This is a genomic window from Ewingella sp. AOP8-B2-18, assembly GCF_052376015.1.
In the GTDB taxonomy this organism is placed as follows: Bacteria; Pseudomonadota; Gammaproteobacteria; order Enterobacterales; family Enterobacteriaceae; genus Ewingella; species Ewingella allii.
In genome coordinates, this window is the sequence record NZ_JBQSVB010000007.1 from 236,419 (window position 1) to 258,009 (window position 21,591).

A 21,591-nucleotide genomic window follows, 5' to 3' on the forward strand; every position below is an offset into this window, starting at 1 on the left:
GAGACATTCTCCCTCAGAGGGGAAAATCGCTATGAAGACCTTTTCAACCACACTGACTCATACCCTGATGGCCGCCACTTTGGCTTTAAGCCTGGGCAGCCTCTCTTTTAGCGCCTCAGCCCGCGCCCCGGACGGCTGGAGCAGCGGCGCCTACGCCTATTCGGCACAAAACACGCCGCTGCGCACCGTGCTGGCCGACTTCGCCAGCAGCCACGGCGTCACCCTGAAACTGGGCAATGTGCCAGAAGCCACGGTCAGTGGCCGCCTGCGCGCCGACAGCGCCGCGACCTTCCTCGACCGCCTCGGACTCGAGTACCAGTTCCAGTGGTTTGTCTACAACGACATGCTCTATATCAGCCCGCAGTCTGAGCAGATCTCCAAGCGTATTCGCGTCTCCTCGGAAGCTGCCCCGGATTTAAAAGATGCCCTCGACGGTATCGGCCTGCTTGAGCCGAAATTTGGCTACGGCGAACTACCCGACGACGGCGTGATTCTGGTTACCGGCCCGCCGGAGTACGTGGCGCTGGTCAGCCAGTTCAGCGAGCAGGAGAAAGATTACAAAACCGGCAAAGAGATGATGAGCTTTCCGCTGAAATACGCCTCGGTCTCTGACCGCGAAATTCACTATCGCGACAAAACCCTCACCGTGCCGGGGGTGGCGACCATCCTCAACGAGCTGTTGGGGAAGAAAAACAATAAAAGCGCGCAGGGCGTGAAGGCCAGCGGTAACGGGCAAGACGGCCTGAGCCAGCTGTCGCAGCAGCAGGCGGACAGCATTCTCTCCAGCCTGATCCAGAGCGGCGATCCGCGCGGCTCCAACGATGATTTTGACGATGGCAAAAGCGGCCTGAACCCGCTGGTTTCCGCCGACGTGCGTAACAACGCCCTGCTGGTGCGCGATGATCCGAAAAAACGCGAGCAGTATCAGGCGCTGATTTCGCAAATTGACGTGCCGCAAAAGCTGATTGAGATTGATGCGCTGATCGTTGACGTCGACCGCCACGCCATGTCGGCGCTCTCCGCCAACCTCGGCGGTAGCTTCGGCAACATCACCGCTGGTTCAACCTTGCTCGACGGCAGCAGCACGCTGTTCGTCACCGACTATCAGCGCTTCTTCGCCCAGGTGCAGGCGCTGGAGGGCAACGGCAACGCCTCAATCGTGGCGAACCCGTCGGTGCTGACGCTGGAAAACCAGCCTGCGGTGATCGACTTCAGCCAGACCGCCTTTATCTCCACGGTCGGCGAGCGCGTGGCCAACGTCACGCCAGTGACCGCGGGTACCAGCCTGCAGGTGATCCCGCGCGCCATCGATAACGGCGGCAAATCGACGGTTGAGCTGATTGTTGACGTTGAAGACGGCAAGCTGGACAAGGGGGATGACGGCCAGGCCACCGGCGACAGCCGCGCGGTGGTGAGTACGCAGGCGCAGGTGCAGGAGAAAAACTCGCTGGTCATGGGCGGTTTCCACTCGCGGGAAACCGGCGACGAAGAGCATAAGATCCCCATCCTCGGCAGCATTCCGCTGATTGGTAAATTGTTCACGTCGACGCGCCATGAAACCTCGCAGCGCGAACGCCTGTTTATCATCACGCCGCACTTGGTGGGGGATCAGGTGGACCCGTCGCGCTACATCGGCGACGAGTTCCGCTCCCAGCTAAATGGTTCTCTGGAAGAAGTACAGCGCCGCCAAAAATATGGCTCGATTAAGAATGACGTCGAATCCGCAATGCGCGACTTGGCCGAGAGCGATATTCCGGCGGGCTTTAATCCGGGCGGCGAGGGCGTGGGCATCAACACCCTGTGCGACCCGCTGCGCGGCATTGCTTACGACACCTCGCACAGCCAGTGGTTTAGCAACAAAAACGTGCAGATCACCGTCGGACTCGTGCGCAACACCTCGCTGGCCCCGCTGCGTTTCGACGAAGCAAGCTGCCGTGGTCAGGACGTGCTGGCGGTGTCGGTCTGGCCAAGTGCGTCGCTGGCACCGGGCCAGTCGGCTGAAATCTATGTGGCGTATGAGTCGCGCGGCACGGCTCGCCGTACCCGTACCTCTCTGCTGAGCACCACCCGTTAAGGAGCTGCAATGAAGATTCGTTTAGCATTACTCGCGGTAGCCAGCCTGTTGCTCAGCGCCTGCGCGGCCTCCAATGACAACGGCTGTGACAAGGCGGCCTGCCGTCCGTTGTCTAACCCGCACAGTCTGACTATCTGGTGGCCGTCGGATATCCGCAGCGGCGTTCAGGATTATTCTCAAATCCCGGTTGGTCGTTAACGCCAAGCGCCGTGTGCGGGTTATCGCACACGGCGCAGTTTTCTGATTTTTCTAGTTTTTATCTCTTATCATTTCTCACTTTTCTTTTGCCATTTATCGCATAAATAAAGCGCATTTCCCTGCCGAATTGGGGAACCCACGAGCCGATTTTGTCACTTAATCATCAGACTTCTGCACATTGTTAGCGAGTCCGGACATCTTTAGCAGATGCCCATTTTCCTACATATCCACGATAGTGAGAGGCGACAAAATGAATAATGCTATTGGCGGTGCCCTGACCTTTACCGTTCCGTTATCTGGAAACTCCGCGCCAACGCAAAGCTTCAGCCCGCTGAACTCGGGCGGCGGTGACTTTATGTCTCAACTGGCTGCTGCCATTACTAACGCGCTGTTCGGCGGCCAGCATGGTGCGCAGGGCGCACAGGGCAACCAGGGCGGCTTTGGTAATCAGGGCGGTTTCGGTGGAGGTCAGGGCGGCGGTTTTGGCGGCGGCTCACCGGTTGGCGGTCAACAAGGCGGCGGCAGCTCGCTGCAACAATTGCTGGCAGAAGTCATGCAAGATTTGGGCATCACGCCGCAGAACTCGCCGTTTAACGGCCAGTCAGGCCAAGCGGGTCAGGCTAACGCTGGCGCGTTTAGTCAGGGGATGCAAAACGGCCTGAGCAACCCATCACAGGGTGGCGGCATGGGCGCTACCGGCGGGCCTGGCGGCTTCGGCGGTCCGGGTCTGGCGATGCCGCCACAGCAGTCCCAGTTTAGCCCGGCTTCTATGCAAGGCCCAGGCAACTTCCAGCAGCTGGGTAACCAGATGGGCAGCGCGATGTCTAACAAAGCCGGTCTGCAACAAATTGACGATATGACCGCCAAAAGTGGCCCTTTCCCGGGCATGAATAAAATCGAAGGTGGCTCGAAAGAAACCGCCAAAGAAATGGGTAAATTCATGGACCAATACCCAGACATCTTTGGCAAGCCGGACGCCGGTAAACTGCCTGGGCTGGTGGGCGGTAACAAGCATAACGGCAGCTGGGAAGATGCCCTGAGCAACGGCGGTATGCTGAGCGATGACTCAGTGAAAAAATTCCAGCAGGCCAAAGGCATGATGAAAAGCGTGATGGAAGGCGACATGGGCAACCCGAACCTGCAACTGCGCGGCGTTGGTGGTTCTTCGGTCGGGATGGACGCTGCAATGACCGCCGGTAACATCAACAAAGCGGCCATGAATCAACTGGTTTAAAATCTTAGTACCTCTCGTTGTGCCGAACGACAAGGATGTCGTTAATAGTTGATAATAAGAAGTTTTACCAGCATTACCCTCTTTGGCGACTCTCATAGGTCGCCTTTTTTATTGGGCATTTTCGTTCGTGATTTCACTCTTCGTATTCAATAATTTGGTCGCTAACCTGCTGTTCCAATTCGCGCAGTAGGCGGTAGATTTGTGCCACGGCTTTGAGGGTTTCGCGCGGGATGTAAGCCCCTTCGCGGGTGGTGCGGTAGAGGGTGCGGGTCAGCCAGATATAGCGAATGACCGGGATTTTGGCGTCGTGCGCCATTTTGATCACTTCGCGCACTTCCTCATCTTCGGTCTTAAACACCAGCTTCGGCAGCGGCGTTTCATCCGGGCGATAGTACAGGCCGACGGCGAAGTGGGTAGGGTTGATCAGCAACACGTCGGCGTTTTCCACATCGGCCGGCGCGACGCGTTTTTTCGGCGCTTCGTTGGCTAACTCCTGCGCCAGCTGTTTGCGGTGGCCCTTGGTGTGCGGGTCGCCTTCGTTCTGTTTGTACTCGTTTTTCAGGTCTTCCATACTCATGCGGTTCTGCTTGAGGAAGAAGTATTTTTGCAGCCCGTAGTCCGCCACGCCAAAGGCCAGCAGTACGCCAAAAATGGTGCGAGTGAGCTTCTCAAGGATCTCGACGGCGGCGTGGATAAAGCCCTCCAGCGAAGTGGTCGATAGCTCGGCAATCTCCCCCAGTTTTGGGGTGATCAACTTGTAGAACACGAAAGCCATCACCACGGCTTTCAAAATACTCACCAGCAGCTGCACAAACTGGCGGCCAGAAAACATCTGCTTGAACTTGCCCATTGGGTTCAGCGCGTCCAGCTTGAGCTGCAACGCCTCGGTGGCGAACAGCGGGCCGAACTGCGCCCAGCCGCCGACGATGCGCAGCAGCACCGCCACTCCCAGCGTCATCATGAAAAACACCGCCACCAGCAGCAGAGCGCTGCCGACAATATCATTGAGCGCCGCGTCGAAGGGCTGGTTGAGGCGTTGCAGCGGCAGCACGATCAGCGCCTGTAGCTTCTCCAGACTCTCATCCACCATGGCGAACACGGTTTCGGTCACGCCAAGCATAATCAGCAGCTTAGGGATGTCCTGACTCTGACTGACTTGCCCCTTGCGTCGCGCTTCCTGAAGTTTCTGGGGGGAAGCTTTCTCCGTTTTTTCGGCCACTAAAGAGGACCTCCTTTCGGGAAGACCAGCGCCAGATGGGCAATCAGGTCATGGAATGTCGAGAGCTGGTGGTTGGCGAGGTATTCCAGCGTCGGCAAATACATCAGGAAAAACAGAATGCCGACGATGCTTTTCAGCGGCACGGTCAGCACCGTGGCCTGCAGCTGCGGGCTGTAAATGCTCAGCACGCCGACGCAGAAGTCGAGCAGCATCAGCACCAAAACCAGCGGCGCGGCGAACAGCACGATGTGGGTGAACATGTCGGCCAGCAGGTCGAGGAAGTAGCTGAAGCCCTGTGCGGTGAAGCTCGGCAGCCAGGACTCCAGCGGCCAGAGCCGGTAGCTATCCCAGATCACCTGAGTCATCAGCGACAGGCCGAAACTGAGCATCATCAGCATGATGAACCACTGTTGCAGCATATGGCCGATAATGGTGACGTCGGGGCCGAGCGACGGGTTGAGCTGGCCGCCGGACATCGCCCCGCGCTGGTTATCAAACAGCGCGCCGACGGATTCGAAGATCCAGAAGGGCAGGGAGAGCAGGATGCCGAGGAACATGCCGATCACCACCTCTTTCATGGCGATACCCAGCAGCACGTAAGGATCTTCCGACAGCGCCGATACCGCGGGTTGCAGCGCCGGAACCAGAAACAGCGACAGCGAAACAATGATCGCGCTGCGCACCATGCCTTTTAGGGTGAAAAAGGAGAAGGCCGGTACAATCAGCAGGCAGGGGAAAATCCGGGCTATGCCAAAGCCCAGCGCCAAAATATGGCTGAACAGGCCGTGCATCAGCGTACTTAACATCTTATGGCGCGTTCACTGTCGCCATCATGGCGAAGGCGGACTGGGTGAGATCCAGCAGCTGAACGCCAATCCAGCGCCCGGTCAGGGCAAGGGTGGCCCCCACCGCCACCAGCTTGATGGCGAAAGGCAGCGTCTGGTCTTGCAACTGCATCACCGCCTGCAACAGCGAGATGATGATCCCGATGATCACCGCCACGGCCAGCGGCGGCGCGGAGAGCATCACCACCAGTACCATCGCCTGCTTAAACATGTAGATAATATCCATACTTCTTCACCCTCAAAAGCGTCACAAATAGCTGTAGAACAGGCCGTCGAGCAGGCGCGTCCAGCCGTTGGCCATCACAAATAACAGAATTTTTAGCGGTAACGAGATGGTCATTGGCGACACCATTTGCATCCCCAGCGCCAGCAGCACGTTGGAGACAATCAGGTCGACAACCACGAAGGGGATGAAGATCAGGAAGCCGATTTTAAAACCGCTTTGCAGTTCGGACAGCACGAAAGCCGGGATCAGCAGCATCAGGTTATTGCGATCTTTTACCGCCGAGTCGGCCATATCCTTCGGCCACATGCGCTGGGTATTCTCCTGCAAGTGCGTCTCGATATCGGCGTCCGTGTTGTGCTGCATAAACACGGTCAGGGGCTGAATGCCATTGGTTAAGGTACTTTCCAGCTTTTCAGACGACGTGGTGTCTATCGGCCGGTCGGTAAACCGCTGGTGCATGCCGTTAAACACCGGCGCCATCACGAACAAGGTGGCGGCCAGCGCGATGCTGTAGAGCGCCATGTTTGGCGGGATCTGCTGCACGCCGAGGGCGTTTCGCGTCAGCATCAGTACAATCGAAATCTTTAAAAAGCTGGTGGTTATCATTAACGCCAGCGGCATTAAAGAGAGCGCGCCAAGCAGCAGCGCCAGCGCCAGCGGGTTAAAGGCATTCAGGTCGGTGGTCATTACACACCTTTCTCGGCGCCAACAGGCTGGTTATTGATGATACTGGTCAATTGCAATCCAAGGCGTCCATCGACGTTAACCAACTCCCCTTTGGCAATCGGGAAACTGCCGTGACACAGCATGGCCGCGCCCGGCGTGACGTTATCCACCACCACCGTCGAGCCGACGTCCAACTGCTGCAATTCGCCCAACGTCAGTTTGAGCTGCCCGCAGCGAATGCTTAACTCCAGCGGCAGAGCGTTAAGCGCCACGTTGAGCTGACTCTCACCGCCGATGTCGTCGTGCATTTCGCTTTGCGCGTAATACCCGGAATCCGTCTCATCCACGTGTGGATACGGATTATCTTCATCTTCAGGCAGCAGTGGGTCATTCGGATAGCTCATGGGTAACTCCTTGATATCGTAAAGTGAAAAGTAGGCGCTGTGCGGGGAGTCGGGCGAAGGTTGTAACGCTCCGTGCAGTGCCAATTGTCCGATGTTAATCACGCCGTGGCCTTCAACGCTGAAGTGTGAAGAGGGCGCACGCAGAACATCGCCTGACTGTAATTGGGTTATTTCCTCCAGCGGCAGCGAGAAGGTCGCCACCACCAGAGGCAAATTGAGCGGCAGGGCCTCAATCAGCGCCGCGCCTTGTGGCTGCCAGCCGGGCGTGGCCGCCAGCCGGTTAAGGGTTTCGGCCGACAGGCGCAGCTGGCTGCGAGCCTGCTGACCGGCAAAGCTGACCTGCATCTGCAAGCAGAGCGCGTCCGCGCTGCCGGATGCCGAGTTCAGCGGGCGCAGGCTGCCAAACAGCGACGCCACCTCGCTAAACAGGCTCTGATTGAACAGCCCCCAGTACCATTCGCCGTCGTCATCGCTGTCGCCGCTCATCGCCGGGCATTCGCTGAGCAGGGAGAACAGCGGGGCGAAATCGCTAAATGCCAGCGTGCCCGCCGCACAGCTAAAACGCTGCCAATGGGCATCGCTGGCGCCGTTTTCGCTCAGGCGAAGACTCAGCTCGCCGGGCTGATTGTCATGAAAGAAGGTCAGTGTCTGGCCCTTACCTATCCAGCGGCGGGCATCGGCCTCGGCGCGGCTTTGCTGTCTAAAAATGAGTGAACTCATGCCCATTTATCCTGCGTGCTGTCCTGCGGGCGGCCGTCTTGCAGGTTGAAGCGCAAGCGCACTCGCTGCCCCAGACGCTGCGACAGCGAACGTCCGCAGTTCTCCTGTGCGCCGCGCACCGCCTCAAAACTGCCGCGTGAGAAGGCCAGCGCGATATCCAGCTCGCCGCTGGTGTTTTGGTTAACCTGCGCGGTGACCTCCCCCAGCTGCGGTAGCAGCAGGCTGAAGGTCGCCGGGAAGGCGGGCTGCTTATCGATACCTTCCGTCAGCGCCGGTTCGACAATCTGCCAGCAGGCCGGAGGCGGAGCAGATGGCGCGGTTTCACTGGTTTCCGACAACATCGGCTGGAAGCTCTGCCCGGCGTTATTGTCAGTCAGCATCACTGGCAGCATTGGGGCCAGCGGCTGGTCGTCGCCGGAGAGCAGGCTGGTGAAATCGTCTTTATCGCGGTTCAGCCGCTGTTTGTCCGCGCCGCGTGACGGCGTAGAAGGGCGGCTACTCTGCTGGCTCGATGCCAGTGTAAACGGCAGGTTTTTGGGCTGCGCGGGTGCTTTCGGCTTGTTGTCATTCGGCGTCGGGTCCGGGCGGTTTCTCGCCTGAGCCTCGGCCTGCGCATCGCTGTTATGGTGCTGCGGCGGGCGTGCCGCCGAGGCCAATGGGTGAAGCAGAGGGCGATGCATCATGAGTGATTCCCCTGATGCTGCTGGAGCAGATACTCCACTTTTTCCACTTCGCGCTGGCGCAGGGCGACGTCGCGCTGGGCGCTTTCATTCTGTTGCTGCTGCTGTTGGCGGTCGGCGTCTAACTGCGCCAGTTGATGCCGTTGCTGCTGGACCGCGAGACGGCGCGACTGCTCATCATTCAGGGCCTTACGCAGCTTGTTTAAGGCCTCGGTTTGGCCGACGTGCTGGGCATCCACCAGCTCGCTGGCGGTGCTGTAGTGCTCGCGATGCTCGGTGAGCTTCACTTCACCGGCGCTCAGCGCGTGGTCGCAGGCCACCAGTTTGGCGGCCTCGGCGCGTTGCAGGCGCTCGCTGCGGCTCAGGCGCTGTTTGCGGATCGGCAACAGCACTTTGAGAATCCGGTGCAGCTCTTCGGCTTGCAGATCGGGCTCTGGCGGGGTTTCAGCATCAATGTGTCGGCGCATAGCGGCTTACCTCAGCAAGGGCGTAACGAACATCTTCGAAGGCGGTCGGCGAGCGGCCCGCCTGACGCAAATAGGCATTGATGGCGTCCTGCGCTACCACGGCGGCGTCCACCATGGCGTCGTTGCCGGGCTGGTATTCCCCGAGGCGGATCAGCATTTCGACCTGTTGATAGGAGGACATCAGCTGGCGCACCAGCGAGGCGTCCTGCATCTGGGATTTTTCCACCACGCTGGACATGGTGCGGCTCAGGCTGGCTAACACATCAATCGCCGGATAGTGGCCGCGCTCGGCCAGACGGCGGGCCAGCACGATGTGACCGTCAATCAGCGAGCGCACTTCGTCCGCCACTGGGTCATTCATCGAGTCCTGCTCGATAAGCACGGAATAGAGCGCGGTAATCGAGCCTTTAGAGGTTTTCCCCGCGCGCTCCAGCAGGCCGGGCAGCAGGGTGTAAACCGACGGAGGCAGGCCGCCGCGCCCCGGTGGTTCACCCAGCGCCAGACCGATTTCACGCTGGGCGCGGGCGAAACGGGTCAGGGAGTCGATGATTAACAGCACGCTTTTGCCGCTGTCGCGAAAGGCTTCGGCAATCGAGGTGGCGGTAAAGGCAGCGCGGGCGCGCTCCATGCTGCTGCGGTCCGAGGTGGAGCAGACCAGCACGGTGCGGCTGCGCAGCTCGGCGTCCAGCTCGTGGTCGAGGAATTCGCGCAGCTCGCGGCCACGTTCGCCAATCAGCCCGAAGACTATGGCGTCGCACGGCGTATTACGCGCCAGCTCGGCCAGCAGGGTCGTTTTGCCGCAACCTGCACCGGCGAACACGCCGACGCGCTGACCGACGCCGATGGTCAACAGGCCGTCAATGGCGCGAATGCCGGTGGTCAGCGCGGTGTCGATGCGCGGGCGGTCGGTCGGGGAGGGGGCGTCGCCCAGCACCGGCGTGGCATTAGGGTGTTCGCTGGATAAGGCAAAAGCTGAAATGCTCTCTTCATCAATGGCGCGGCCAAATCCGTCGAGCACGCTGCCGAGCAGCGCTTCGGACACCGCGATGCTGTGCGGCTGGAACAGTGGCACCACCTTGGCCCCTTGCGCCACGCCGTCCAGCGGACCGAGCGCCGAAAGCAGGGTGTGATGCGGATTGAAGCCCACCACTTCCGCCATCATCTCTTCGTCGCCGCTGCGGCTAACGCGGCAGAGGTCGCCAATGCGCGCCTGCGGCAAACTGCTCTCCAGCAAAATGCCGTTGATGCCGGTGATTTTGCCGCTGGCGGTCACCGCCGAAACGGCACCCAGCGCCTGCGAGCGTTGCTGATACCAGCTGTCCAGTGCGTCGGAGGCGTTCATTACCAGTTCACCGTGATGTCGCTATTGTCCTGCCCGCTAAACTGCACTTCGCTCGCGCTGATGCGCACTAAGCGGAAGCCGTCGTGCTCGTCGCCCACGAACAGGCGCTGGCCGTCGTCGGTAACGATATTGGCCTTGCTGCCGTCGGTGATTTGCGTAATGCGGAATGGCAGGGTGGTGGCGCGCGCCTCGGTGTCGTTAATCAACGGCACGCCCAACTGATAGTTGTTCTCCACGTTGTCGACCATTCTTTGGACAATGGGTAACTGTTCTTTAGCCAGCGAGCCGCGCAGGATAATGCCTTTTTGCGAAGTATCGATTTTCACCTGATTGTTCAGCTGGCGCTCACGCAGCATGTGATCCACCACGGCGCGCATGGCGGCCTGATCGTCGAGGCGCGGCTTGCTGATTTGCGCGGTGGTGTCGGTGCTTTGTTCCGCCATGCCCGGCTGTAAAATCCAGCTGGTCACGGTGATGGCGAACAGCAGCATCAGCGACACGGCGGTGATCTGCGCCCAAGGCGGCAGCAGGCGTTTGATCAGCGATTTTTTCGTCGGAGTTGGCGCAATGCGGCCATCGTTGCTGGCAGCCTGAAATGCCAGCTCGGGCTGGGCCACGGACTGCGCCGCAGGCTGGGTGATGGCCGGGCCGCTGGCCCACGCGGCTTCGGCGGCTTCCAGACAGATCCACACGCCGCTGAGGGTGAAAATCTCTCCCGGCACGATAGTGAACGGCATGGTCTGGCGCTCGCCTTCGCGATTGCACACCACGCCGTCTTCGGCCTGAATCTGCCACTGAGCGGGCTGACCCGAGGGGTCGTCTTGACGCATGAGCTGACAGTGGCGCGCCTTGATGCCATTGTCACAAAGTTGCAGGTCGCTCTCGACCGCGTTGCCTATCCACCACAGGTTGCCGCTGAGGGGGAGTGCGGCACCTTCATGAAGACCATTTAAGACTCTGAGCTCATACATGATGACGTCCTTATGCGTTGAAGGATTCGAGTGAAGTATTCAGCTCAATACGACCCAGCACGTTCACCGGCAGATTGAACTGCAGCTCGGCAAACGACAGGACAGGTACATGGTTGAATTCATCCTGAATCAACATGCGTAGCGGGCTGCGTAAGTCTTGCGCCGTTAACAACACGCCGGATAACGAATCAAAGGGTGAGAAGATCTCTCTTAGGCGTTCTAGTAATTGGGAGTGCTGCTGTTGATCCAGTGCGAAGAAGGTATCGCTCTGGGTCTGACGCAGGCTGTCGCGCAGCACTTCTTCGGTTTCCGGCGTCAACAGCCAGACCGGCATGCCGTCGTCACCGGCATACTGGTGGCAAATGTGCTCTTTCATGTCGATGCGCACCTGATCGACCAGCAGGTTGACGTCGCGCTCGTGCTGGCCGTGCTCAATCAGCGATTCGGTAATGCTGCGCACCGCGCGCAGTGGGATGCGTTCCGCCACCAGACGCTGCAACACGGCGGTCAGGCGCGGCAGAGGGAAGATGCGCTGGAACTCCTGCGCCAGCTCAGACTGCTCGCTCTCCAGCCAACCCAGAATGGCGCGGGTTTCCTGCAAGCCGAGGAAGCGCGGGCTGTTGGCGAACAGCGCCTGCTCCATGCGGGTGAGCAGCAGCTGGGAGGCGCTCCACACCGGGATCTCTTTCTGTTGCAGCAGACTGTCGTTGTCACTGAGCCACAGGAATTGGCCTTCGTTGCGGCGCTCGTTGCCCGGCGTGCGGCCACTGGCTTCATTGCGCTGCTCTTCGGTCAGCCAGCGCGAATCCACGGCGTAGCGATCGCGGCTAAGGCTGGCGATCACCTGTGGGATTTCATACACGCTGAAACGAAACTCGTCGTCAGGCATGGCGGTGGTGAATTCCACATTGAACGGCGGCAGAGTAAAGCCGTAGCGATAGACAATGCGGTTACGCATGCGGCGGATCTCTTCCGTGATTTGCTCCACCATCGGGTCGCCATTGAGCGCTGCCGGGAAGCTGAGCAGGAAGAAGCGAGACGGATTGAAGGAGCGCAGATCTTCGCTGCCGTTCATGTCAGGTGCGACGGCGTCGCCCCCTTCATGCACCACCTGCGAGGCCTTCTTGCGCGCGCTCCACAGCTGGAAGGAGCCGGTGGTACAGGTGATGGCGGCCAGAATAATAAAGATAACCGTCGGCATCCCCGGCAGCAGGGCGAAGCACAGCATGCCGAACGAGGAGATGATCCAGGCTTTCGGCTGACTGGTGAGCTGCTCGGTGATCTCGCGACCAATGTTATTGTCCTGAATCTCATCGTTGCCCGACACGCGGGTGATGATCATCCCGGCGGTCAGCGAGATCAGCAGGGCGGGGATCTGGGCAATCAGGCCGTCACCGATGGTCAGGATCGAGTAAGTGTGCATCGCGTCGCCCGCCGCCATATCCAGCTGTAAGACGCCGATACAGAAGCCGCCGATCATGTTGATGAACAGGATAACTAAGCCGGAGATGGCGTCGCCTTTAACGAACTTCATCGCACCGTCCATGGCACCGAACAGCTGGCTCTCCTTGGCTAAATCTTCACGGCGCTTTTTCGCCTGTTGCACGTTGATCATGCCGGCGCGCAGATCGCTGTCGATGGACATCTGCTTGCCCGGCATGGCGTCGAGGGTGAAACGCGCCGCCACTTCCGCCACGCGCTCAGACCCCTTGGTGATAACCAGAAAGTTGACCACGGTCAGAATCAAGAACACCACCAGACCCACGGCCAGGTTGCCGCCCACCACGAAGTCGCCGAACGCCTGCACAATGTGCCCGGCGTTCTGTTGCAGCAAGATTTGGCGAGTGGTGGAAATCGACAACGCCATGCGAAACATAGTGGTCAGCAGCAGCACCGCCGGGAAGGTCGAGAAGGCCAGCGGCTTTGGCAGGTACATCGCCAGCACGATAAGCAGCGAGGACAGGCTAATGTTGACGGCAATCAGCACGTCAATCAGCGGCAGAGGCAGCGGAATAATCAGCATGAACACGATCGCCAGTGCGATAGCCGCCCCGACGATTTCTGAGCGCTGCATCGCGCTGATGGCAATTTTATTTAACAGGTTAAATAGGGTATTCATCTACAGCCTCAGGCCATCTCCATGCTCAAAATGGGTCACGAACGGGCATTAGCCGCCGGTGGATGTTTTAGTTTGTCGGGCCATTTTCTGTTCCCAAGTGACGTACTCACCAATCAGCGAGCGCAGCATAGTCAGCGCGCTGCCACGGTTCTTATCGTCGCGCCACAGGGTGGCCGGCAGCTGTTGTAACAGCGGCAAAAGCTGGTTGAAAAACACCGACTGATGCTGCGGCTGCGAGCCAGCCACTTCCTGCCCAAGATTGGTCAGGTCGCGTGCGTAGAAGCCGTTCTGGGTCAGGTTGAGCAGGCGGCGGGTCAGCTGCGAGCCATCGAGAGAGATGTGCGGGTATTTGCTGTTCATGCGCTGCAACAGGGTATCGACCGCCGCCATGGTGTGGGTAATGGAGCGCGTGTCATTCAGGCCGCTCAGCACTTTGCGCAGCGCCACCGGCGTCATCGACGGAGCCAGCGCGGCAATGTCGTCGGCTAGCGCGCGTTGCAAGGTGCGCAGGGCGGGCATGAACCCCTCTTTGCCGAACTTATCGAGCAGGGCGTCGAAAATCGACCCCGAGGATTGCTGACCAATCACCGAGTTGTAATAGATTTGGCGCATCGCCTGTTTCTGCTCAGGCTGGGTAGTAAATAGAGAAATAGCGGCGGCGGTGTTTACGCCAGCGGCAATCTGCTCGCCGAACTTGCTGCCAAGGCTGGCCAGCGCCTGCTGAATACTTTCAATCGCCGCGCTGTCCTGACTCTTCTGCGCCTTCTCCAATGACATGCGCAGCAGAGTATCCGCCACCGCCGGGTCGCCGTCGGCGGCAGACACATACTCTTCCGGCGTGGCGCCGCCGCTGCGTGAGGTCAGGGCGTCAATCGCTCCTTGCTGCCTGCTTTGGGTCGCAGAGGGTTGGTTGTCCAGCAGCTGATACAGCTCGGTCAGGCGCTCGATTTTGTCGATAGCCACCCGCAGCCGTCCCGTCGGGCGGTTATTCGCCGCGCGCTGTTCGTCAATCTTCGAACGGCTTTCGATCGACTCCGCCAGCTGGGTCCCGCCTTTCTCCATGGCTTCGGCAAATTCCACCGCCGGTGATTTCACCTTGCGCAGAGTGGTGATGCTCTTACCGCTGTCGTCGCTATCGCCACCATCAATGTCATTCAGCTCATCGGCCGTCGGCTGAATCTGGTGATGTACTTTCGGAAGGGGGGGATGAATTCGCATAAACACCTCTACAGGTCAATGCAGTTGTGTGGTGCGTAATGCGGCGCGGTTCCGTAGGAATTGAAATTTTTAAAGCCGGAATGGATTTGTGTCAAAAGTTGCACAAGTGGCCAAAAAAGCTGTGTCGCTTCAGACTCAGAATGGTCCTAATACGTCTTTGTGATTTATATAAATCAATGGGTTAAAGTGGTTTTTTATGCTGGCACGGCGCTTGCTATAGGAGTAACTCCACCCCTTATAAGGAGTTCTCAAATGTCAGCATTATTAGATTATGAAATGCACTACGTGGATCAGCCTTTCCCACTGCCGGTTCCGGCCGTTCGTTGGGAGAGCGTGATGAGCCAGCAGGAAAAGCGCCTGATTAACTTCATTCGAAAACGCGTGGCGAACTATGCTGATGTGGAAGATTTAGTGCAGTCTACGTGGCTGGAAGTGTTGAAAAATAAGCATAAGTATTCGGGCGCTTCTCGCCCTGAGACGTGGGTTTTCGGCATTGCGCTGAATCTGGTGCGCAATTATTATAAATCGCGGGCCACCAGTTTCCTGCACGATGAGTTGAGCGATGAACTGCTGAGCCAACTGCCTTGCCACGACAAGCCAGATGACCTCACTGCCGGACACCGCACCTTAACCAAAGTGCTCAGCGTTGTGGCGCACCTACCCGAAGAATCCCAGCAAATGTTACAGCTGATCGTCGACGGTGATATTAGCTATCAGGAAGTAGCGCTCGAAATGGCAATCCCGATTGGCACCGTCCGTTCCCGGCTGTCGCGCCTGCGTCAGTCACTGCGAAACGAGCTTGATCCGGATATCGCTTTCTAATTTCACATGAAAAATATGAAAATTGGTCGCCAATAACGTTGCCCTGTTCTGTGAACGCAGGGTGATGTTAATGCGCCACAGGATCAACCGGCAATGCTAGAAAACCAACCGCAGCATGAAGAGTTATCTGCCGCTACCAATCTGACCGACGCGGCTTTCGAGAATTTGCGCGAATCGGTTTACATCATTGATGACAACAATCGGATCGCCTACGCCAACCGACATGCGATGAAGCTAATGGGCGAAACCGCCCAGACGCTGTATGGCAAAGACATACTCTCTTTCCTGCATGGGCATCAGGAACAGAATATTTTGGCCCTGCTGTGGCAAGTGGAAACCACCAGCTACGGCGACAAATTTAACGTTTTTTATGCCACCCAGACGCAGGGCATTATTCCCGCTGAAGTCTGTACCAGCCGATTTATCTACCAACAGCGCCAGCACGCGACCGTAGTGATTTGCGACACGCGCCACCGCAACGATTTACACCGCTTTTACTACGAACGCGAAAACAGCCTGCGCGGTATGTTGAAAAACGTGCCCGACGTTATGCTGCGCGTGGATACTCATCTGCGCTGTCTGTACGCCAATGAGGCGGCCCAGCGCTGGCTGGACTATGTCGACGGCCCGCTGGTGGGGCAAACATTACAAAACGTGTTGGAAAACAGCCTGTTGTTCCAACAAATCGCCCTGTCGGTGCGCTCCGTAGTGCAGACCGGCAAGCTGTTCGAGAACGTGTTACGCAAGCTCGATGGCGAAGAGGAGTCGATTCTTCAGCTGCGCTTCATCCCGGAATTTAGCGATCGCCACGTGCTGAAATCAGTGCTGATCACCGGCCAGGACATTACTCGCCAGTTCAAAGATGACCAACTGCTGAAACGCACCCACGAGCAGCTGCGCCAGATGACCCAGCAAATTCAGGTCAGCGTGGAGAACGAGCGCAAGCACATCGCCCGCGAAATTCATGACGAGCTGGGCCAGCGGCTGAGTACGCTGCGGGTGGTAATCTCGCTGATGCATGCCGAAGGGCGTGAGTGCAGCGAGCAGATGCAGGCGCTGAAGGATATTGTCGACGGTACCATTCGCGTTGTGCGCGACCTGTCGACCATTCTGCGTCCGGCGGTACTCAACATGGGCCTTATCCCGGCGCTAAGATGGCTGCGCGATGAGTCGAATAAATATCACCGCGACTGCTGCTGTACGCTGGAGGTGAGCGAGGATGACATTGCGCTTTCCGACGAGCACACCACGGCGATTTTCCGCGTGGTGCAGGAGTCGCTGACCAATGTGTATCGCCACGCGCAGGCCAGCCGGGTGCATATCAAAGTGGTTCAGACCGGGAGTTCGCTGGCTATTGACGTGCGCGACAATGGCCAGGGCTTTGACGTCAACAGCGTGCCTTCTACCGCTTTTGGCCTGCTGGGCATGCGCGAGCGCTGCACCATGCTGGGCTGGGAATTACAGTTTTGTAGCCAGCCGCAGCAGGGAACTCACGTGCGCATCACGGGCGAATTACCAGGATCATATTAAGAAAGGTTATGTTTAATGCCGAAACGGATCATTTCGGCATTACTGCTGAACTGCATCTTTTCCACCATCCGCGCCTTGTGCGTACTCACCGTTTTATTGCTGATTTTCAACGCGTCGGCGATGGCGTTAATGCTGTCGCCGCGCGTCAGCATGGAGAGGATCTGCTTCTCACGCTGGGAAAGAGTGGCGTAGCGATATTGCTCGCTGGTGTCGCCGTTGGAGAAAATGATCGCCTCCGCCAGACTGGGATCGATATAGCGCTGATGCTGGCTGACGCGATGAATGGCGTTGAGCAGGGTTTGCGGGTCCTGATCCTTGGTGATAAAGCCCTGCGCGCCGCTGTTAAGCACGGTCATTGCCACCTGCGGCTCGTTATACATGCTCAGGACCAGCACCGGCAGGCTCGGCCAATCTTTGGCAATTTTGCGCACCATCTCTGTCCCGCTGATGCCCGGCATGGAGAGATCGAGCAGCAAAATGTCGCATTCAGTCTGCGCCAGCGCGGCTAAAACCTCTTCGCCGTTGCCCGCTTCCGCGACCACGGTCAGTTGTTTATCCAGATTAAAAATCTGTTTTAGCCCTTCGCGCATCAGAACGTGATCGTCGGCGAGCATTAATCTTATGGTTGTTTGCATGAGGATAACGATTTTTCTTATTGTGGCGACCGACTCGGAATAATCCGGAAATGATCGATTTTTGAGTGAGTGTAAGCGGCGAAAAGAAGGGGAACAAGCTTAAACCTTCGTAATGAAACGGACTGAGTCACTCAGCCCGTTTCTGTTTAACATTTGTTTAGGATGTGAAGAAGCGATAGGTCGCGGTATAAGGCACTTTGAGGGTCGCGCCGTACTGCGCCTTAGCGCAAATCGCTTTGCCGGGGGTACCGCCGTGGGTGTCAACGCGCTGAATAGTCGAGACGTGTGCGAAGATGCCCGGCAGCTGGTGCGACGAGCCGGACAGAATCAACCACGGAATGTCATTGGCATCGGGCGCGGCCTTGGTGGCGCGGGCTTTGCCGCTTACCTGACTGCCGTCCAGCGCCTGCCACTGTGGGCCGTCGAAGTGTTTGGCGACTAAATCCGTCATGGCTTTATCGCTAAACAGATCGGCCTCTGGTGCCTGAAACACCCACTTACCGGTCTGGTTGTCGTCGTTGGCGGCGCAGCGATAAATCTGCACCCCGCGCGCATAGAGCTGGGTCTGTAACTTCTCCCAAGAGGCCATTTTCCAGCTGCCCGCCACGGCGTCGCTGTTACCCGCCCATGCGCCGACTGACAGCAGGGCTAACGTGGCTAATGCTAAACGTGGACGCGTGATACTTACCATTTAGTCACACCACACACCATGCGCGCACCGCCACCGCCGAGCATGGCCGGATGGTCAGAATGGTTGTCGCCGCCCGCGTGGATCATCAGCGAGTGGCCATTAACGTCAGAGATTTTCAGGCGAGGAGCCATGACCGGGTAAGTCGCGGTGCCGTCCATGCCGACATACAGCGCGGGCAGGTCGCCCAAGTGGCCGTTGCCCCACGGGCCTTCATGCTTGCCAGTATGGGCCGGGTCGAAATGCCCACCGGCGGCCAGACCGGCCACCATTTTGCCGTCTTGCTTAGCCGGGCCGCAGTCCGGATTGGTGTGGACGTGGAAGCCGTGGATGCCCGGCGGCAGGCCCTTCAGGTTAGGCGTAAACAGCACGCCGTACTGGGTTGCTTCAACCGTGATGGTTCCGGCGGGTTTAGAAGTGCCATCGGCAAAGACTTCATTCATTTGAACAGTTTGAATCGTTGCGCCATGGGCCACACCGGCGAATGCCAACGCGGAAGAGAGTAGGGCAGCGTGCTTGATTGTGCGTAGTAAAGTCATTATTTCCCCTTGGAACAGTCAATGCTGGAAACCAGCCAAGCTTATGGGGCGCCACCGAGGATTATCACCCCGTTGTTTTGCCCTCAGCTAAGTAGTTATAACAACAACAATGGTTCCAACTGGGGCGACTATCGCTTTAATAAGCCAAACCGATTATTTCCAACGCGAGTTAAGACACGGATGACAGTGAACCGTCAGTAAGAGTATAGACAGCGCCTTCTGACTGCGAAGGCGCTGAACGTGTTTAACCTCCCCAGTTGTGATATTCGCCTTTTAACTTGCGCGGGGCGGTTTCCGGGAGCAGGGCCAGCCCGATGATAGACACTACGCCGAGCACCATCATGTAAATCGCCAGCCCGTGGTAATCACCGCCGGTGACCTGCAAAATTTTCACGGCGATCAAGCCCAGCACGCCGCTGCCGATCAGCGAGCCTATTTGCCAGATAAGCGCGATGCCGCTACAACGAATTCGCGTTGGGAAAAGCTCTGGGAAATAAGAGGCTTGCGGTGCGTAACACATGCTGTGGCCGAAGGTCAGCGCCAAAATCATGGCGATTTGCGTCATCCAGAAGCTGTCATGTTTGAGCACCAGGAAGAAGGGAATAATGCCAACCACCAGCAGCAGCGCGCCCGCCATATAGACTGGTTTTCGGCCGATTTTGTCGGACAGGTGCCCCATGATTGGAATGGCGAATATCTCGAGGATCACCGCCACAATCATGGTTTGCAGCAAGATGCTTTCACTCAGATGGTTAGCTTTGCCGAAGGCTAAAATAATCACCGTGAACATGGCAAAGGCGCAGGCTTCAATCAGCTTGGCGCAGACCCCTTTGGCAATGATGCCCGGATAGAGTTTGATCACTTCGACTACCGGACGCGACTCCACCGCCTTGGTTTTGCGGATTTCAGCGAACACCGGCGATTCATCAATGCGTAGGCGAATAAACAGCCCGACTATCACCAGAAGCAGACTGAGCAGGAAGGGAATGCGCCAGCCCCAATCGAGCATCTGGCTTGGACTAAGGGTAGAGGTGAGCAGGGCAAACAGCGCCGAAGGCAGCAAAAAGCCTAATGGCGCGCCAATCTGCACCCAACTGGCGAAGAAGCCGCGCCGCTCGGGGCGGGAATATTCCGCCGTCATCAGCACTGCCCCGGCCTGTTCACCCCCCACGCCAAATCCTTGCAGCACGCGAATGAAGATAAGCAGTGCTGGCGCCCAGAAGCCAATCTTCTCGTAGGTCGGTAGAATCCCAATACAGAATGTCCCCAGACCGACGATAAGAATGGTGATCACTAAAGCCTTTTTGCGCCCAACTTTATCGCCAATGTGCCCAAAGACAATTCCCCCTAACGGACGAGCGAGAAAGCCGACAGCGTAGGTCGCAAAGGCGGCGAGGGTGCTGACCAGCGGATCTGAGCTGGGGAAAAATAACTGTCCGAAGAACAGAACGGCGGCGGTGCCGTAGGCGAAGAAGTCATAATATTCTGCCGCCGTGCCAATCGCCGATGCTCCCGCGACGCGTCTTAACAGTGCGCGTTCTTCTTGTGGGGTATGGGCGTTTGCGGCTGTACGTGCTGATGAAACCTGAGACATAGGTAGGACTCCGGTTGATAAAAAGCATACTTACCAAGGGAATAACTCCCCGCAAAAGTCTGCGGGGAGGGAAGGTTTACGACTGGGTGACGCCGCTCAGCGGCAGGTGTTTAGGCGGTTTAATGACGAAGAACACCAGAATCGCGCCCAGCGCGGCAACGCCGCCAGCCAGCATAAAGGCGCTGTCGAAGCGTCCGGTGTTTTGCACGATATAACCGGTGACTACCGGGCCGATGATGCCCGAGACGCTGCCAATCAGATGGATGAATCCGCTGGTGCCGCCCACACGTGACTTATGCACCACGTCCTGAATGATTGCCCAATAGATAGCGCCGGTGGTGTAGAGGAAGAAGATAGAAATCGACATCAACACCACTGCCGGCACCACGCTGGTCACTACCCCTGCCAGCGCCACGCAAACCGCCGCGGCTAACAGGCTGACCACCAGAATGATTTTGCGCGACAGCAACAGGCGTCCGGTAATGTTGAAAATCTTATCGGAAATGATGCCGCCCAGCGCCAAGCCGACGAAGCCGACAATCCATGGAATAACCGTCGTCAGGCTCATCTCTTTGATATTCAAGCCGTGGGCCTGCACCAGATAAGCCGGGAACCAGCTGAGGAAGAAGAACAGAATGTAGTTGTAGCTGAAGAAGGCGAAAGCGGTGACCAAGATGATTGGTTGACGCAGGTAGTAGCCCAAGCCGTGAGCGGCCTGCGCTAAGTCCTCTTCTTGGGTCAGATTTTCATTTTTCATCTGGTCGATGAGACGCAGCTCATCTGGTGAAATGCGCTTACTTTTCAGCGGGTTGTCCGCCACGACAAAGAACCAGACCAGCATCCAGACGATACCAATCGCGGCAATCACCATAAACGCCGGACGCCAGCCAAAGGAGATCGCCAGATAGCCGACGATCGGACCCGCCACCGCGCCGCCAAGGGGCGAACCGGCACTAAGCAGCCCCATGGCGGTGGCCGCCTGTTTCTTCGGGAACCAGCCGTTAATCATCTTATTGGCCGACGCGCAGATTGGCCCTTCCGCCATCCCGAACAGCACGCGCAGGATAAGCATGGAGTAGAAGCCGGTGGCGATAGCCGTCATGCCGCAGAAGATTGACCACAGGCCGACGGCGATACCCAGCACCAGCGTCGGGCCGAACTTATCCACCGCCAGCCCGCCGATGAAGTTAAAGATGGCATAGCCGAAGAAGAAACTGCCGAAGATCATCCCGAATTGCTCAGGGTTGATGGTCAGCTCTTTTTCAATCATCGGCACGGTTATCGACAGCGCGACGCGGTCGAGGTAGTTGATCATGTAGACCAAGAACAGCAGGAAGACGATGATCCAGCGTAGGTTTTTAAACATAGGTGCTCCACTGAGTATTGTGTTTTTTTAATTA

21 protein-coding genes are annotated in these 21,591 nt (G+C 57.9%); 5 read left to right on the top strand and 16 right to left on the bottom strand.

Translation table 11 applies throughout. The annotated features are described in order from the left end of the window. Nucleotides 1–31 precede the first annotated feature (31 nt). From sctC to ACT3RR_RS15640, 3 genes are all read left to right on the top strand, one after another. A complete protein-coding gene (sctC, locus tag ACT3RR_RS15630; protein ID WP_353502946.1) occupies nucleotides 32–2,074 on the top strand; it encodes a type III secretion system outer membrane ring subunit SctC in 2,043 nt (680 codons plus the stop codon). A gap of 9 nt (nucleotides 2,075–2,083) precedes the next feature. After that, nucleotides 2,084–2,272: an HrpT family type III secretion system protein gene (gene hrpT / locus ACT3RR_RS15635; RefSeq protein WP_185689494.1), complete on the top strand. Its 189-nt coding sequence runs from the start codon at nucleotides 2,084–2,086 to the stop codon at nucleotides 2,270–2,272. A 250-nt stretch (nucleotides 2,273–2,522) separates the two neighbouring features. Continuing rightward, nucleotides 2,523–3,506 (top strand): hypothetical protein, encoded by a 984-nt coding sequence (locus ACT3RR_RS15640; protein ID WP_485903687.1) that lies wholly within the window; start codon nucleotides 2,523–2,525, stop codon nucleotides 3,504–3,506. A gap of 133 nt (nucleotides 3,507–3,639) precedes the next feature. On the opposite strand, the gene sctU is transcribed toward ACT3RR_RS15640, so the two are convergent. From sctU to sctW, 11 genes are read right to left on the bottom strand one after another with little or no spacing between them, the layout of a single operon-like run. After that, nucleotides 3,640–4,725, bottom strand: coding sequence for a type III secretion system export apparatus subunit SctU (gene sctU / locus ACT3RR_RS15645; protein ID WP_496200640.1), 1,086 nt, complete (start codon nucleotides 4,723–4,725; stop codon nucleotides 3,640–3,642). After that, nucleotides 4,725–5,531 (bottom strand): type III secretion system export apparatus subunit SctT, encoded by an 807-nt coding sequence (gene sctT, locus ACT3RR_RS15650; protein WP_353502943.1) that lies wholly within the window; start codon nucleotides 5,529–5,531, stop codon nucleotides 4,725–4,727. The genes sctU and sctT overlap by 1 nt, the downstream gene beginning before the upstream one ends. A 1-nt stretch (nucleotide 5,532) precedes the next feature. Further along, nucleotides 5,533–5,796, bottom strand: a complete 264-nt coding sequence (gene sctS, locus ACT3RR_RS15655; protein WP_034792172.1) for a type III secretion system export apparatus subunit SctS — start codon at nucleotides 5,794–5,796, stop codon at nucleotides 5,533–5,535. 21 nt (nucleotides 5,797–5,817) lie between these two features. After that, nucleotides 5,818–6,483 carry a type III secretion system export apparatus subunit SctR gene (gene sctR / locus ACT3RR_RS15660; RefSeq protein WP_496200641.1) on the bottom strand — a complete coding sequence of 222 codons (666 nt, stop codon included), beginning with the start codon at nucleotides 6,481–6,483 and terminating at the stop codon, nucleotides 5,818–5,820. Continuing rightward, the gene (locus ACT3RR_RS15665; RefSeq protein ID WP_496200642.1) at nucleotides 6,483–7,586 is read right to left on the bottom strand and encodes a FliM/FliN family flagellar motor switch protein; all 1,104 of its coding nucleotides are present in this window, start codon (nucleotides 7,584–7,586) and stop codon (nucleotides 6,483–6,485) included. Before ACT3RR_RS15665 ends, sctR begins: the two co-directional genes overlap by 1 nt. Beyond that, complete coding sequence (locus ACT3RR_RS15670) at nucleotides 7,583–8,269, bottom strand: type III secretion system HrpP C-terminal domain-containing protein (RefSeq protein WP_496200643.1); 687 nt, start codon at nucleotides 8,267–8,269, stop codon at nucleotides 7,583–7,585. Before ACT3RR_RS15670 ends, ACT3RR_RS15665 begins: the two co-directional genes overlap by 4 nt. Further along, nucleotides 8,266–8,733 (bottom strand): type III secretion protein, encoded by a 468-nt coding sequence (locus ACT3RR_RS15675; RefSeq protein WP_496200644.1) that lies wholly within the window; start codon nucleotides 8,731–8,733, stop codon nucleotides 8,266–8,268. Before ACT3RR_RS15675 ends, ACT3RR_RS15670 begins: the two co-directional genes overlap by 4 nt. Further along, on the bottom strand, nucleotides 8,717–10,081 hold the full coding sequence (locus tag ACT3RR_RS15680) for a FliI/YscN family ATPase (RefSeq protein ID WP_396131225.1): 1,365 nt from the start codon (nucleotides 10,079–10,081) through the stop codon (nucleotides 8,717–8,719). The genes ACT3RR_RS15675 and ACT3RR_RS15680 overlap by 17 nt, the downstream gene beginning before the upstream one ends. Next, nucleotides 10,075–11,046, bottom strand: coding sequence for an FHA domain-containing protein (locus tag ACT3RR_RS15685; protein WP_496200645.1), 972 nt, complete (start codon nucleotides 11,044–11,046; stop codon nucleotides 10,075–10,077). The genes ACT3RR_RS15680 and ACT3RR_RS15685 overlap by 7 nt, the downstream gene beginning before the upstream one ends. A gap of 10 nt (nucleotides 11,047–11,056) precedes the next feature. Continuing rightward, nucleotides 11,057–13,165, bottom strand: a complete 2,109-nt coding sequence (gene sctV, locus ACT3RR_RS15690; protein ID WP_353502937.1) for a type III secretion system export apparatus subunit SctV — start codon at nucleotides 13,163–13,165, stop codon at nucleotides 11,057–11,059. 48 nt (nucleotides 13,166–13,213) lie between these two features. Further along, nucleotides 13,214–14,383, bottom strand: a complete 1,170-nt coding sequence (gene sctW, locus ACT3RR_RS15695) for a type III secretion system gatekeeper subunit SctW (protein WP_496200646.1) — start codon at nucleotides 14,381–14,383, stop codon at nucleotides 13,214–13,216. A 252-nt stretch (nucleotides 14,384–14,635) separates the two neighbouring features. Between sctW and ACT3RR_RS15700 the strand changes: the two genes are divergently transcribed. Beyond that, entirely contained in the window at nucleotides 14,636–15,205 is a 570-nt protein-coding gene (locus tag ACT3RR_RS15700) for an RNA polymerase sigma factor (protein ID WP_485903699.1), read from the top strand. 93 nt (nucleotides 15,206–15,298) lie between these two features. After that, nucleotides 15,299–16,735 (top strand): PAS domain-containing sensor histidine kinase, encoded by a 1,437-nt coding sequence (locus ACT3RR_RS15705; RefSeq protein WP_496200647.1) that lies wholly within the window; start codon nucleotides 15,299–15,301, stop codon nucleotides 16,733–16,735. Here ACT3RR_RS15705 and ACT3RR_RS15710 read toward each other — a convergent pair. From ACT3RR_RS15710 to ACT3RR_RS15730, 5 genes are all read right to left on the bottom strand, one after another. Beyond that, a complete protein-coding gene (locus tag ACT3RR_RS15710) occupies nucleotides 16,732–17,370 on the bottom strand; it encodes a response regulator (RefSeq protein WP_353502933.1) in 639 nt (212 codons plus the stop codon). The genes ACT3RR_RS15705 and ACT3RR_RS15710 overlap by 4 nt on opposite strands. Nucleotides 17,371–17,527: 157 nt before the next feature. Continuing rightward, a complete protein-coding gene (locus ACT3RR_RS15715) occupies nucleotides 17,528–18,061 on the bottom strand; it encodes a DUF3455 domain-containing protein (protein WP_496200648.1) in 534 nt (177 codons plus the stop codon). Then, complete coding sequence (gene sodC, locus ACT3RR_RS15720; RefSeq protein WP_437342037.1) at nucleotides 18,055–18,579, bottom strand: superoxide dismutase [Cu-Zn] SodC; 525 nt, start codon at nucleotides 18,577–18,579, stop codon at nucleotides 18,055–18,057. The genes ACT3RR_RS15715 and sodC overlap by 7 nt, the downstream gene beginning before the upstream one ends. A 262-nt stretch (nucleotides 18,580–18,841) precedes the next feature. Next, entirely contained in the window at nucleotides 18,842–20,191 is a 1,350-nt protein-coding gene (locus tag ACT3RR_RS15725; RefSeq protein ID WP_496200649.1) for an MFS transporter, read from the bottom strand. Nucleotides 20,192–20,267: 76 nt separating this feature from the next. Next, nucleotides 20,268–21,557 (bottom strand): MFS transporter, encoded by a 1,290-nt coding sequence (locus tag ACT3RR_RS15730; RefSeq protein WP_496200650.1) that lies wholly within the window; start codon nucleotides 21,555–21,557, stop codon nucleotides 20,268–20,270. Nucleotides 21,558–21,591 lie beyond the last annotated feature (34 nt).